Genomic DNA, 13,802 nt, shown 5'->3' on the forward strand with positions numbered 1-13,802 from the left:
CGTATGGCAGGCTCGTGCGGATGGAGCCGTTGAGAGACACCGACCCCGCGTACATAGGCACGCACGCACTGCTGGCCCGGCTCGGGGCCGGCGGGATGGGGCAGGTGTACCTAGGGCGGTCACCCGGCGGACGCCTGGTGGCCGTCAAGGTCGTGCGTGAGGAGATCACCGGGCACCCCGAGGCGCTGGCCCGTTTCCGGCGGGAGGCGCAGACGGTACGGGCGGTCCGCTCGGCCTACACGGCGAACCTGATTGACGCCTCGTTGGAGTCGGCCCCGTTCTGGCTGGCCACCGAGTACGTTGCGGGACCCACGCTCGGCAACGCGATCGGCGCCCGGGGGGCGTTGCCCCCGCAGACCTGCCGACGGCTGGGCGCGGCACTGGCCGAGGGTCTGGCGAGTGTGCACGCGTACGGGGTCACGCACCGGGACCTGAAGCCGCAGAACGTCATCCTGGGCGCGCAGGGACCCCAGCTGATCGACTTCGGCATCGCACGCGGGGTCGGCGCGACGGAGCTCACCCAGGACGGGCAGGCTCCCGGCACGCCCGGCTACACGGCTCCGGAGGTGCTGCTGAAGGGTGAGACGGGGGCGGCGGCCGATGTGTTCGCGCTCGGCGCGACGCTGGCGTACGCGGCCACGGGGCGTCCGCCGTTCGGCACCGGGGTGGCGTCGACGGTGGGTTACCGGGCGGTGCACGAGCCGGTCGACGTGCTCGGGGTGGAGCCGGGGCTGGCGGCTCTGATCGAGGCCTGCGTGGCCAAGGACCCCGCCGCGCGCCCGAGTCCGGCGGAGGTGATCCGGCTGTGCGGGGTGCGCGACGCGCTGGTGGACGACCCGGTGTACACGGCGCTGGGGGCGCTCGGGGAACCGGTGCCGCTGCACGAGATGCGCACGCAGGGGCCGGGCTACCCGTACGTCCCGACCCAGGCCGGCTCAGCCGCCGCGGGGCCCGTCCGCCCGGCGAGCCGCCGCACGGCTTGGGCGGTCGCGGCTGTGGCCGTGACCGCAGCACTCGCGCTGGCGGCCTGGCAGCTGCTTCCGCTCGACGGTGGCGGTGGACGGGACGAGCAGGCGCGGGGTGGGGGCAGGACGCCCTCGCAGAGCCCGGCGGCTCCCGGGCAGGGGCCGGCGGGGGCCCCGCAGCCTTCGGCGTCCTCTGGCGGCAGCGGCACGGCAACGCCCGTTGCTTCCACGGGCGGAGCCAGGCCCCCGGCACCGTACATCGAGAACAACCAGATCTCGCACTACTTCTGGAAGCCGTCGGCTGATCCGGAGATGGCCGCCCATGGCGTTGGGCAGTGCAACCAGCCCGCCGAGCAGAAGCCGCCGGGCGCGGACTTCCAGACCACCGCCAAAGTCTCGGGGAACTCCACGACCATCGAGATGCGGATCAAGTACGCGGAGATGAAGCCGACCAAGCCCGATCCGTATTACGTGTCGGTGGCTGTCAGGTCCCCGCACGATCTGGACTTGGAGACGGGCAAGCCCTTCAAAATGGACAACAAGAGCGTCGGGTTCACGAGCAAGCCGATCGACATCTACGGCAAGTGGCCCTCGGGCGAGTTCCTGAGCCTCAGGTATCCGGACGACTTCGCGGATCACACGGCGGGCAAGACGTACCCCGCTGTGCCCGCCACCAACGACCCGGGAGACTGGACGCTGGTCTTCTATCACGTCGAGGATGACCCCACGAAGTACACGAGCATCGGCTGCTCGGGCTTCCGAGTGGGGTAGTAAGCCTGGCGACACGGGCGATTCGCACGTTAAGGCGACGGGGATGGGGGAGTGTTGACGGATGCGCAGATTCTGGATGGCGGGCGGAATCGGGATCGGTCTCTGTCTGGGCTTCCTCGTGCTCCTCGTGGTGGGCACCTACTCGGCCGCGGCCGGTCTCGCCGGTGGGGGCGGAGGCCGGCCCCTCGGACTGGTCAAGGGCGCCGTGCCGGAGAAGTACCAGGCCTTGGTGCAGAAGTGGGGCACCCTCTGCCCGGCGCTGACCCCCGCGCTGCTCGCGGCCCAGCTGTACTCCGAGAGCGGCTGGGACCCGAAGGCCGTCAGTCCGGCCGACGCGCGGGGGATCGCGCAGTTCATCCCCGGTACGTGGGCGGGTCACGGCATCGACGGGGACGGTGACGGGGACCGGGACATCTGGGATCCCAACGACGCCATCCCCTCGGCGGCTTCGTACGACTGCGAGCTGGCCAAGGACGTGGCGGGCGTGCCGGGTGACGCCACGTCGAACATGTTCGCGGCCTACAACGCGGGTGCGTACGCGGTCATCAAGTACGACGGAGTGCCTCCCTACAAGGAGACGCAGGGGTACGTGAAGGACATCCGCTCCCTGGCGAAGACCTTCGAACGCCCCGTCGGGCGGGTGTCGCCCTCGCAGCAGGCCGCCGGGGCGGTGTACTTCGCGCAGAAGCAGCTGGGGACGCCGTACTTGTGGGGTGGCGACGGGACGGCCGCGGACAACGGGCGGTTCGACTGTTCCGGGCTGACCAAGGCGGCGTACGAGTCCGTCGGGGTCGAGCTGCCGCGCGTGGCCAACGACCAGTACAACGCCGGGTCGCACCCCTCGCGGAACGAACTGCTCCCCGGTGATCTGGTGTTCTTCTCCGACGATCTGACGAACTCTCGGGAGATCCGGCACGTCGGGCTGTACGTGGGCGGCGGATACATGATCAACGCCCCGTACACCGGAGCCGTCATCCGGTTCGACAAGATCGACACCCCGGACTACTTCGGCGCGACCAGGGTGACGAAGGAGGGGGCGGAGGCGCTTCCGGAGCGGTCGCCGGGCGCTCCGAAGCCCTCGTAGCTCTCCGTGAAGCACAGGCCCTGAGCTGCGACGATGGGTCACTCTTGGATAACGTTGACGTGATCATCCGGTGGAGAGTGGAACCATGCCCGTAGTACGGGCGTTCCATGGTCACGGGGATTGATCGACGGGGGGGTTTGAGAGGGCGCACGCCGCTGTGCGTCCCCACGGGACCTAGGCAAGCAAGGGGCCGCGTCACATGGCTGGACTCACGACCGGTGGGCCGAATGTGGATGTCAGCCTGCTGTACCGGATCAACAGCATCGCCCGGAACGCCCCCGACTGGCTCGACCGGGGCGTCGGCCTCCTCGCCTCCTACGGCCTGCCGCTGGCCATGGTCCTGCTCGTGCTGTGGTGTTGGCGCGGAGCGCGCCGGCAGGACGAGGCGGCCGCCGCCGAGTCGTTCGCCGCGCTGGTGTGGGCCCCGCTGGCCGCCGCGCTCGCGCTCCTGGTGAACGTGCCGCTGCGCGGCTTCGTGGCGCGGCCGCGGCCGTTCGTCGCGCACGAGGGCCTCGAAGTGCTCGGCGGTGTGAACGTCGGGCCGGACGCCGGGTTCTCCTTCGTCAGCGACCACGCCACCCTCGCGATGGCGCTCGGCATCGGGGTGTTCCTCGCCAACCGCCGGCTCGGCCTCGTCGGGATCGGGCTCGCGCTCGCCGAAGGGCTGTGCCGGGTCTACCTCGGCGTGCACTACCCGACCGACGTCATCGGGGGCTTCGCGCTCGGCACCGCCGTCGTCCTCATCCTCGCCCCGCTCGCCATGGCCGGGCTCACCCCGCTGGCACGGGCCCTCGCACGGGCGCCGCGCCTGGGGCGGCTCGTCCGTGCCGAGGAACGGGTGGTGGCCCGGCCGGTGGAACTGGCGCAGCGGCCGGCCGAGAGCGACCTCGCCGCCTGACGCGCGGCGGGGCGCGGTGCGTCCGGATCCGGTCGCGCGGTTCCCCGCCTCCATGTCGGGTGCGGGGCAGGCAGTTCACGGGTTCCAGAGCGCGAGCAGGAGCGCCAGCACCAGGCACACGCCCGCCGCGCCGAAGCACAGGCGGACCGCCGTCGGGCGGGAGCGGGGCGTCACGGCTCGCCGTCCTCGCCGCTGCCGCCCGGGCGCTCCGCTTCCCCGCGGCGGTAGCGGGAGCGCAGCCACAGGCCGGTGACCGTCGCCGCGGCGGTGGTGAGCCCGATGGCCAGCGCCACGTCGGCCGGGCCGTCCGCCGAGCCCACGGGGCGGGCCCAGGCCGCCGCGGCCGGGGTGAACGCGAGCAGCAGGGCCCAGAGGAGGGCCGCGAGGCGGGGTGCGGTTCCTGGCATGCCTCCAGCGCAACCGGTCCCGCCGCCCCCGGCCAGCCGGGAAGGCCGAACGGGCGGCACGCCCGGCCGCGGGGGGTGCCCCGACGCTGCGGGCCCGGGTGGGACGTGGGCCCCGGGGTCAGTCGGCCGAGGTGTGTCTGGTGGCGTCCCTGCGGGCCAGGTCGCGGGAGCGGCGGGCCGGGCCCGTCCAGCCGCAGCTGCATACGGCCAGGCAGAAGGATCCCCGCTCGGCGGTGCTCGTCGTGTGTCCGGAGGGTGGCTGCGCGGCGGCCGCGGGGTGACGCGGGCCGGGCACAGCGGTAAACGGAGCGACCTGGGTCGCCTTGGTGTGCGGGTCCACCTCTCCACGGTACCGGGGGCGGCCCGGTGCCGGTACGGCCCCTGGCCACTTCCGGACCGTTACGGGAAACCCCGGACCTCGTTAACCGGAGCGGGTGGGGGCCTCGGGCAAACAGCGGTCATGCGTTGGGGGTTGGCAGGCGATGGTGGTGCACCAGCACAGGCGGTGGCGGCGGCGCGCGGGCGAGGCGGTGCGCGCGGTCTGTGTGGCCGCCACCGTGGCCGCGCTGGGCGGCTGCGGCGCCGCGAGCGGCACGGTGGCCGGCGGTGGTCCGGCCGACGCCCGTCCCCCGGGCGACCCCGCGGCGGCGGTCCGCGGGGCGGCCGACGCGCTCGCCGCCACCGGGAGCGCGCAGGCCCGTACGGCGATGGAGATGGCCACCGGCGGGACCCGGGTGACCATCCGGGGCGAGGGCGGGGTCGACTTCCGCAAGCGGATGGGCCAGCTGCTGGTGATGCTGCCCGCCGACGTGAAGGGACAGCCCGAGCACCGGCCGATCACCGAGCTGCTCGTCCCCGGCGCGCTCTACATGAAGAACCGGGGCGCGGGAGTCCCCGACGACAAGTGGGTCCGCCTGGACACGGCGGCCCTCCCCGACGGGAACCTCGTCACGGGCGGGGCCACCGACCCGCTGGCCGCCGCCGAGCTGCTGCGCGGCGCGCAAGAGGTGACGTACGTCGGCGAGACCGATGTGGCGGGGACCAAGGTGCGGCACTACCGGGGGACGACGGACATCCGGCGGGCCGCGCAGAGCGCCTCCTCCGGGGTCAAGGAGGCACTGCAGGCCGCGGCGAAAGGGTTCAGCGAGGACAGCGTGCCCTTCGACGCGTATCTGGACGAGCAGGGACGTCTGCGGAAGGTCCGCCACCGTTTCACCTACGTCAAGAATGGCGTGATCGATGTCTCCTCGACGACGCTGCTGTACGGGTTCGGTACCCCGGTGACCGTCGTATTGCCCGCAGAAGGGGACATTTACGCCGGGAAGATCGCCGAGTAGTCGGCCGGAGCGGCCCGGGCGGTACGTCCGGGCCATGGCCCCACTATCCGGAAATGGTCCATCCGTGTCATGCGCGGCACGAGCGTCGGTCCCTACGCTGGGAAGCCGGGTGCCGGACGGGCGATGGCGGCAGAAAGAGGTGACACGCGTGACTCCCGCAGGCGGTACGACGGTGCAGGACCACGTGGCGCTCGCCGAGATCGAGCTCTGCGGGGAGCTGATCATCGCGGCGTCGGCCGCGGCCGAGGATCGGCTCAGTCAGGACCGGATCGACGAGGTGCTGATGGGGATCGGGCCGTAGTCCTTGTCCGCGGCGGTGCTCCGGGACCGTTCTCCGAAGCCGTTCTGCGAAACCGTTCTCCGAAACCGTTCTGCGTGGCCGGAACTAGCTGCGCAGCAGGCGGGCGATGGCCTTCGTGGCCTCCTCCACCTTCGCGTCGATCTCGGTGCCGCCCTTGACCGCGGCGTCCGCCACGCAGTGGCGCAGGTGCTCCTCCAGGAGCTGGAGGGCGAAGGACTGGAGGGCCTTCGTGCTCGCGGACACCTGGGTGAGTATGTCGATGCAGTACACGTCCTCGTCGACGAGCCGCTGGAGGCCCCGGATCTGGCCCTCGATCCGGCGCAGCCGCTTGAGGTGCTCGTCCTTCTGGTGGTGATAGCCGTGGACGGGAACGGCCCCGGAGCCCTCCGCCTCGATGGTCGTCATGAGTCCTCCCGTGGTCCGGAACGAGGGGGTATATACCCCTCATGGGTATAGGTTACTTCGCCCGGGCCGCAGGGGCAGGGATCCGCGGAGCCCACTCTGCCCCCTCTGCCTGATGGAGGACACCCTGGGACGCCGGTTAGCCGTGGCCGGGGGATACGCCTAGCATCAGCCTGACCGAATCCAATGCACCCCGAGGACCCCACGTGCGATTTCGTCTGACCCCCAGGGAGACGAGCTTCTACGACATGTTCGCCGCATCCGCGGACAACATCGTCACGGGCTCGAAGCTCCTGATGGAACTGCTCGGAGCGGATCCCTCCGCCCGGGCCGAGATCGCGGAGCGGATGCGTGCCGCCGAGCACGCCGGGGACGACGCCACCCACGCGATCTTCCACCAGCTGAACTCCTCCTTCATCACGCCGTTCGACCGCGAGGACATCTACAGCCTGGCCTCGTCGCTCGACGACATCATGGACTTCATGGAGGAGGCCGTCGACCTCGTCGTCCTCTACAACGTCGAGGAGCTGCCCAAGGGCGTCGAGCAGCAGATCGAGGTCCTGGCGCGGGCGGCCGAGCTGACCGCCGAGGCCATGCCGCACCTGCGGACCATGGACAACCTGACCGAGTACTGGATCGAGGTCAACCGGCTGGAGAACCAGGCCGACCAGATCCACCGCAAGCTGCTCGCCCAGCTCTTCAACGGCAAGTACGACGCCATCGAGGTGCTGAAGCTCAAGCAGATCGTCGATGTGCTCGAAGAGGCCGCCGACGCGTTCGAGCACGTCGCGAACACGGTGGAGACCATCGCGGTCAAGGAGTCCTGAACCTCGTGGACACCTTCGCTCTGGTCGTGACCATCGGTGTCGCGCTCGGCTTCACGTATACGAACGGTTTCCACGACTCCGCGAACGCCATCGCGACCTCCGTCTCGACGCGGGCCCTGACCCCGCGCGCGGCGCTCGCGATGGCCGCGGTGATGAACCTCGCCGGTGCCTTCCTCGGCAGCGGTGTCGCCCACACGGTCAGCAAGGGCCTGATCGAGACGCCCCAGGGCAACCGGGGCATGTGGATCCTCTTCTCCGCCCTGGTCGGGGCGATCGTCTGGAACCTGATCACCTGGTACTTCGGCCTGCCCTCGTCCTCCTCCCACGCGCTGTTCGGCGGCATGGTGGGCGCGGCGCTGGCCGGCGGGATCGACGTCCTGTGGGACGGGGTGGTCGAGAAGGTCGTCATCCCGATGTTCCTGTCGCCGATCGTCGGCCTGGTCGTCGGGTACCTGGTGATGGTCGCCATCCTGTGGATGTTCCGGCGCGCCAACCCGCACAAGGCCAAGCGCGGCTTCCGCATCGCGCAGACGGTGTCCGCGGCGGGCATGGCCCTCGGCCACGGTCTCCAGGACGCCCAGAAGACCATGGGCATCGTCGTGATGGCCCTGGTCATCGCCGACGTGCAGGGCGCCGACGACCCGATCCCGGTCTGGGTGAAGATCGCGTGCGCGGTGATGCTGTCGCTGGGTACGTACGCGGGCGGCTGGCGCATCATGCGCACCCTCGGCCGCAAGATCATCGAGCTGGACCCGCCGCAGGGCTTCGCGGCGGAGACCACCGGCGCCTCGATCATGTTCGCCACCGCCTTCCTCTTCAAGGCGCCGATCTCCACCACCCACGTGATCACCTCGGCGATCATGGGTGTGGGCGCGACCAAGCGGGTCAACGCGGTCCGCTGGGGCGTGGCGAAGAACATCATCCTCGGCTGGTTCATCACCATGCCGGCGGCGGCCCTGGTCGCCGCGCTCTGCTTCTGGCTCGCCGACCTGGCCTTCGTCGGCTGAGACGGCGGCCCGGCCGCACGCGGTACGGAAACGGGCCGGCTCCCCCCACCCAGGGGGAGCCGGCCCTCTTTCTTTCTTTCCATCCTGCGGTGGCACCGCCATGCAGCACCGCAGGACGACCGCGCGAGCGGCCCCGGCTGTTTAGCCGAAGCGGCCCGAGATGTAGTCCTCGGTCGCCTGGACGGACGGGTTGGAGAAGATCCGGTCCGTGTCGTCGATCTCGACCAGCTTTCCGGGCTGGCCGACGGCGGCGAGGTTGAAGAAGGCGGTGCGGTCGGAGACGCGGGCCGCCTGCTGCATGTTGTGGGTCACGATGACGATCGTGAACCGCTCCTTGAGCTCGCCGATCAGGTCCTCGATGGCGAGGGTGGAGATCGGGTCGAGGGCGGAGCAGGGCTCGTCCATCAGCAGGACCTGCGGCTCGACCGCGATGGCGCGGGCGATGCACAGACGCTGCTGCTGGCCGCCGGAGAGGCCGGAGCCGGGCTTGTTCAGGCGGTCCTTGACCTCGTTCCAGAGGTTGGCGCCCTGGAGCGACCGCTCGACGATGTCCGTGAGCTCGGACTTCTTGTAGCTGCCGTTCAGGCGCAGGCCCGCCGCCACGTTGTCGAAGATCGACATGGTGGGGAAGGGGTTCGGGCGCTGGAAGACCATGCCGACGGTGCGGCGCACCGCGACGGGGTCCACGTTCGAGCCGTACAGGTTCTCGTCGTCCAGCAGCACCTTGCCCTCGACGCGGCCGCCCGGGGTGACCTCGTGCATCCGGTTCAGGGTGCGCAGGAAGGTGGACTTACCGCAGCCGGAGGGGCCGATGAAGGCCGTCACGGAGCGGGGTTCCACGGTCATCGAGATGTCGTCGATGGCCTTGTGGGTGCCGTAGAAGGCGGAGAGGCCGCTGACGTCGATTCGCTTGGCCATGAGGGGTCACTTCGCTTTCATGTAGTCGCGTCAGCGACCGGTCTTCGGGGCCTTCCAGCGGGCGATGCCGCGGGCCACCAGATTCAGGATCATGACGAAGGCGATCAGGACGAGCGCCGCGGCCCAGGCACGGTCGTAGGAGGCTTCACTGCCGACCTTGTACTGCTCCCAGATGTACAGCGGGAGGGAGGACTGGGCACCTTCGAAGGGGTTGCCGTTGATCAGCTGCGATCCGAAGACCAGCAGCATGATCGGCGCGGTCTCGCCGGCGATGCGGGCGACGGCCAGCATGACGCCGGTGGAGATGCCGCCGATGGCCGTGGGCAGGACGACCTTGAGGATCGTGCGCCACTTCGGCACACCGAGGGCCAGGGCCGCCTCGCGCAGCTCGTTCGGGACGAGCTTGAGCATCTCCTCCGTGGAGCGGACGACGACCGGCATCATCAGGATCGACAGGGCCATCGCACCGCCGAAGCCGGAGGGGCCGAAGCCGAGCATCAGGTTCCAGGTCGTCAGGATGAACAGGCCGGCGACGATGGAGGGGATGCCGGTCATGACGTCGACGAAGAAGGTGACGGCGCGGGCGAGCCGGCCCCTGCCGTACTCGACCAGGTAGACGGCGGTCAGCAGGCCGACGGGCGCCGCGATCAGGGTGGCGAGGCCGACCTGCTCCAGGGTGCCGAGCAGGGCGTGGTAGACGCCGCCGCCCTTCTCGAAGCTGGTCACGCCGTTCATGGAGTGGCTGAGGAAGTCCCCGTCGAGGGCCTTCATGCCGCGGCTGATCGTCGTCCACATCAGGGAGAGCAGCGGGACGACCGCGAGGACGAAGCAGACCCAGACGACGGAGGTCGCGACGCGGTCCTTGGCCTGGCGGCGGTTCTCGACGACCGAGCTGGCGGTGTACGTGATCACGACGAACAGCAGGGCGGCGATCAGGCCCCACTGCACCTTGCTGCTCAGGCCGAAGACCAGGCCGATGACGATGCCGAGGGCGGCGGAGGCCGCGGCGATGCCGGCGGGGGCCCAGCGGGGCAGGCCGCCGCGGGTCAGGCCGGCGGGGGCGGCGGACTTGCGGGCCGGAGCGGGCCGGTGGTCCTGGAGTGCGTGGCTCATCAGGCGTTCGCCCCCGAGAAGTCCTTGCGACGGGCGATGATCAGGCGCGCGGCGCCGTTGACCAGCAGGGTGAGCAGGAAGAGGACGAGACCGGAGGCGATCAGCGCGTCACGGCCGAACTCGTTGGCCTCGTCGAACTTCGCGGCGATGTTCTGCGCGAAGGTGCCGCCGCCCGGGTCGAGGATGTGCCCGGAGATCAGGAAGCTCGGGGAGAGGACGGTGGCCACGGCCATGGTCTCGCCGAGCGCACGGCCGAGGCCGAGCATGGAGGCGGAGATGACGCCGGAGCGGCCGAAGGGCAGCACCGACATGCGGATGACCTCCCAGCGGGTCGCGCCGAGGGCCAGGGCGGCCTCCTCGTTCATGCGCGGGACCTGGAGGAAGACCTCGCGGCTGACGCTCGTCACGATCGGCAGGATCATGATCGCGAGGAGGATGCCGACGGTGAACAGCGAGCGGGCGACGCCGACCTGGGTCTTGTCGAAGACGTAGGTCCAGCCGAGGTACTGGTCGAGCCAGAGGTTCAGCCCGTTCAGCTGCGGCACGAGGAAGAGGGCGCCCCAGATGCCGTAGATGATCGACGGCACGGCGGCCAGCAGGTCGACCACGTAGGCGAGGGGCGCGGCCAGCTTGCGCGGCGCGTAGTGCGAGATGAACAGGGCGATGCCGACGGCGATCGGGACCGCGATGGCCATCGCGATGATCGAGCTGACGACGGTGCCGAAGAGCAGGACGGCGATGCCGAAGACGGGGGGCCGGGCGGAGGCGTTCCAGTCGAAGGTGGTGAGGAAGTTCCCCTCGTTCTTCGACAGGGCGATGCTGGCCCGGTAGGTGAGGAAGGCGGCGATCGACGCCATGATCACCAGGAGCAGGATGCCGGAGCCCTTGGAGAGCCCCGAGAAGATCTTGTCACCGGCCCGGCCGGTGGACCTTCCGCTCTTGGGGACAGGCGGAGCCGTGTCTATGTGGGTGCTTGTGCTGGAAGCCATGGTCTTTCCGGTCTGTGTGGGGGGCGAGCCCCCTGGCGGCGGTGCACCGGATTCCCCCGGGGTGGAGGGGGAGGGTCCCCGGGCCGGCCCGCCCGGACGGGGGCGGGCCGGACCTCGGGGGTCAGGATGGAGCTGTGGAGCTGTGGAGCTGTGGAGCTGTGGAGCTGCGGGCTTCGAAGTCCTAGGCGAGGGACTTGATGACCTCGCGGACCTTGGTGTTGATCTCGGCCGGGATCGGGGCGTAGCCGTTCTCGGTGAGGGCCTTCTGGCCGGCGTCCGAGGCGGTGTACTCCAGGAAGGACTTCACGGTGCCGAGCGTCTCGGGCTTGTTGCCCTTGTCGCAGACGACCTCGTAGGTGACCAGGACGATCGGGTACGCGCCCTCGGCCTTGGTGGCGTAGTCGAGCTTGAGGGCCAGGTCCGAGCCGGTGCCGGTGACCTTGGCGGCGGAGATGGCCTTGGAGGCGTTGTCCGGGGTGGCCTTGACGGGGGCGGAGGCGCCGGTGTTCACGTCGACCGTCTTGATGCTCTGCGAGGTGGCGTACGAGAGCTCGAAGTAGCCGATCGCGCCGTCGACGGCCTTGACCTGGGAGGCGACACCGGCGGAGCCGGACGCGGCCTGGCCACCGGGGGCCGGCCACTTCTTGGAGGCCTCGTAGGACCAGGCGTCAGGGGCGGCGGCCTTGAGGTACTTGCCCAGGTTCTCGGTGGTGCCCGAGTCCTCGGAGCGGTGGAAGGCCTGGATGGCGGTGGAGGGGAGGCTGACGCCGGGGTTCAGCTTCTTGATCGCCTCGTCGTCCCACTTCTTGATCTTGTCGTTGAAGATGTTGGCGATCGTGGCGGCGTCGAGGTTCAGCTTGTCCACGCCGGCGACGTTGAAGCCGAGGGCGATGGGGCCGCCGACCATCGGCAGGTTGATGCCCTGGCCGCCGCCGGTGCAGATCTTCTTCGAGTCCTCGACCTGCTCGGGCTTCAGCGCGGAGTCCGAACCGGCGAAACCGACGGTGCCCTGGTTGAACGCGACGATGCCCTCACCGGAGGAGGAGGACTTGTAGTTCACCTCGACGCCGGAGCAGGCGGCCATGTAGTTCTTGACCCACAGGTCGACGGCGTTCTTCTGGGCGGAGGAGCCGGAGGCGAGCAGCTTGCCCTTGGCGCCGTCGCACTTGATGTCGCCCGGGGCGGGGGCCGAGGCCTTGGTGGTGCCGTCGGCGCCGGTCTTCGTGTTGTCGTCCGAGCCGCACGCCGTGAGGACCAGGGCGCCGGACACGACGAGGGCCCCGAGGGCGGAGGCACGAAGCCGGTTCTTGCGCTGAAGCTTCACTGTTCGGGTGTTCCTTCCGGGGGGCCGCCGGCCGCTTTCTGTATCGGGGCGGCGTGCGAAGAGGACTACGTGATGGGTGGGGCGCGGGGCCGCTCTTTCCTGTTCGGCTCGCACCGTGCGCTACCGAAATTAGGCAGAACAGGTGACGGGGTCGACGGGGGTTGGTGAACGGATGGTGAACCGTGGCGGACGGGCGGGTGCGGATGGGGGGGTTTGTACCTGGGATTAAGCGGGCGTTATCCGCCCGTTATGGTGCCGTGACCTTCCCTGAGCGGGGGCGCGGGGGAGGGGAGCGCGGCGGGGAGTGCGGTCGGGCGGGGGTGGCTGGATCTGGCCGGTGGCGGGGGCGGCGGTGGCCCCGGGGGGGCTGGTCTGGGGGCCGGGCGGCCGGGGGCCGGGCGGGGCCGGGCGGGGCGGGGTCCCGGTGGGGCGGGAGCGGCCGGGCGGGCGGGACCTGGGGTGGGACCGGGTTCCGGCGGGGCGGTCTCAGGGATGGGTTGGGGCTTTCCCGTCAGTCTCATCGTCCTTCCGCGTCGGGCCGCCCTGTCAAGGGCGCTCCTTCGTCGCGTCGCTTCGCGATCGCCTGCGGCGACCCTTGACAGGCCGTCCCGCCGCGAAATGCCGAAGACTGCCGGGAAACCCCCAAAAGGACGGGACGGACGTTCATAGGACATACGGCGGACTCAGCGACCAGCCGGGCGGTCGGGGGCCGCCACGCCAAGCGTCCGGGCCGACAGGATTGCCATCCGGGGCCGCGATCCGCGACAGATCGCTACGCGCTCCTCCCGTCTCAGCGTCCGCCGCCTGTCTGGGGTCGTTGCCCGCACCCAAGGGCGACGGAATCGGCATCGGGGTCCGGCAGGCGCGGCAAATCGCTACGCGCTCCTCTCTCCTCGGCGTCCGGCGGCCGTCCGGGGTCGCTGCCCGCAGGAAAGGGCGACAGATTCGTCATCCAGGACTGGTGGGCGCGGCAAATCGCTACGCGCTCCTCGAATTCCGGCGTCCGCGACCCGTCTGGGGCTGATGCCTGCACCCAAGGGCGACGGGATCGGCATCGGGGTCCGGCAGGCGCCCCAGATCGCTACGCGCGCCTCGAATTCCGGCGTCCGACGACCGCCCGGGGCCGTTGCCCGCACGAAATGCCAACTGGGCCGTCATCCGGGGCCGATGGGCGCGGCAGATCGCTACGCGCTCCTCCCGTCCCGGCGTCCGACGGCCGTCGGGGCTGATACCTGCACCAAATGCCAACCAGAGGAACATCCGGAAGCAATAGGCGCGCCAGATCGCTACGCGCTGCCGAGATCTCGGCGTCCGGGCGCCGTCTTGGGCCGGTGGCGGCACCAAATGCCGGACCGCAGGGCATCCCGGCCCAGGACGGCCGTCGGATGCCGAGGAAACAGGAGCGCGTAGCGATCTTGGGCGCCTGGGGTGGCCGGATGGGCCTCTCATCGGCATTTGG

The 13,802-nt window shown here is 70.4% G+C and carries 13 protein-coding genes; 7 read left to right on the forward strand and 6 right to left on the reverse strand.

What is annotated here, in order from left to right:
* Positions 1 to 20: 20 nt before the first annotated feature.
* The 3 genes from BX286_RS19980 (at position 21) to BX286_RS19990 (ending at position 3,718) form a co-directional block, all read left to right on the forward strand.
* Positions 21 to 1,736 carry a serine/threonine-protein kinase gene (locus tag BX286_RS19980; RefSeq protein ID WP_121015714.1) on the forward strand — a complete coding sequence of 572 codons (1,716 nt, stop codon included), beginning with the start codon at positions 21 to 23 and terminating at the stop codon, positions 1,734 to 1,736.
* Positions 1,737 to 1,812: 76 nt separating this feature from the next.
* Positions 1,813 to 2,820, forward strand: coding sequence for a bifunctional lytic transglycosylase/C40 family peptidase (locus BX286_RS19985; protein ID WP_079431853.1), 1,008 nt, complete (start codon positions 1,813 to 1,815; stop codon positions 2,818 to 2,820).
* Between the two features lie 199 nt (positions 2,821 to 3,019).
* Entirely contained in the window at positions 3,020 to 3,718 is a 699-nt protein-coding gene (locus BX286_RS19990; protein ID WP_121015717.1) for a phosphatase PAP2 family protein, read from the forward strand.
* A 170-nt stretch (positions 3,719 to 3,888) separates the two neighbouring features.
* Here the strand turns inward: BX286_RS19990 and BX286_RS19995 are convergent, their stop codons facing one another.
* Positions 3,889 to 4,125 (reverse strand): hypothetical protein, encoded by a 237-nt coding sequence (locus BX286_RS19995; protein WP_121015720.1) that lies wholly within the window; start codon positions 4,123 to 4,125, stop codon positions 3,889 to 3,891.
* Between the two features lie 482 nt (positions 4,126 to 4,607).
* Between BX286_RS19995 and BX286_RS20005 the strand changes: the two genes are divergently transcribed.
* Both BX286_RS20005 and BX286_RS36665 read left to right on the forward strand, forming a co-directional pair.
* Entirely contained in the window at positions 4,608 to 5,462 is an 855-nt protein-coding gene (locus BX286_RS20005) for a hypothetical protein (RefSeq protein ID WP_079428970.1), read from the forward strand.
* Positions 5,463 to 5,610: 148 nt separating this feature from the next.
* Positions 5,611 to 5,763 (forward strand): hypothetical protein, encoded by a 153-nt coding sequence (locus BX286_RS36665; protein ID WP_162501091.1) that lies wholly within the window; start codon positions 5,611 to 5,613, stop codon positions 5,761 to 5,763.
* Between the two features lie 84 nt (positions 5,764 to 5,847).
* Here BX286_RS36665 and BX286_RS20015 read toward each other — a convergent pair whose 3' ends face one another.
* Positions 5,848 to 6,168 (reverse strand): metal-sensitive transcriptional regulator, encoded by a 321-nt coding sequence (locus BX286_RS20015; RefSeq protein ID WP_042818427.1) that lies wholly within the window; start codon positions 6,166 to 6,168, stop codon positions 5,848 to 5,850.
* Between the two features lie 203 nt (positions 6,169 to 6,371).
* Between BX286_RS20015 and BX286_RS20020 the strand changes: the two genes are divergently transcribed.
* On the forward strand, positions 6,372 to 6,992 hold the full coding sequence (locus BX286_RS20020; protein WP_042818429.1) for a DUF47 domain-containing protein: 621 nt from the start codon (positions 6,372 to 6,374) through the stop codon (positions 6,990 to 6,992).
* A gap of 5 nt (positions 6,993 to 6,997) precedes the next feature.
* Positions 6,998 to 7,999, forward strand: a complete 1,002-nt coding sequence (locus tag BX286_RS20025; RefSeq protein ID WP_079428972.1) for an inorganic phosphate transporter — start codon at positions 6,998 to 7,000, stop codon at positions 7,997 to 7,999.
* A gap of 141 nt (positions 8,000 to 8,140) precedes the next feature.
* On the opposite strand, the gene pstB is transcribed toward BX286_RS20025, so the two are convergent.
* The 4 genes from pstB to pstS all read right to left on the reverse strand — a co-directional run bounded on the left by pstB (position 8,141) and on the right by pstS (position 12,343).
* Positions 8,141 to 8,917, reverse strand: a complete 777-nt coding sequence (gene pstB, locus BX286_RS20030; RefSeq protein WP_079428973.1) for a phosphate ABC transporter ATP-binding protein PstB — start codon at positions 8,915 to 8,917, stop codon at positions 8,141 to 8,143.
* A gap of 30 nt (positions 8,918 to 8,947) precedes the next feature.
* Complete coding sequence (pstA, locus tag BX286_RS20035) at positions 8,948 to 10,030, reverse strand: phosphate ABC transporter permease PstA (RefSeq protein WP_079428974.1); 1,083 nt, start codon at positions 10,028 to 10,030, stop codon at positions 8,948 to 8,950.
* The gene (gene pstC, locus BX286_RS20040) at positions 10,030 to 11,019 is read right to left on the reverse strand and encodes a phosphate ABC transporter permease subunit PstC (protein WP_079428975.1); all 990 of its coding nucleotides are present in this window, start codon (positions 11,017 to 11,019) and stop codon (positions 10,030 to 10,032) included. Before pstC ends, pstA begins: the two co-directional genes overlap by 1 nt.
* Positions 11,020 to 11,200: 181 nt before the next feature.
* Positions 11,201 to 12,343, reverse strand: a complete 1,143-nt coding sequence (gene pstS, locus BX286_RS20045; RefSeq protein WP_079428976.1) for a phosphate ABC transporter substrate-binding protein PstS — start codon at positions 12,341 to 12,343, stop codon at positions 11,201 to 11,203.
* Positions 12,344 to 13,802 lie beyond the last annotated feature (1,459 nt).

Origin of the sequence: Streptomyces sp. 3211.6 (assembly GCF_003634815.1) — a bacterium.
GTDB classification, from domain to species: Bacteria; Actinomycetota; Actinomycetes; order Streptomycetales; family Streptomycetaceae; genus Streptomyces; species Streptomyces katrae_A.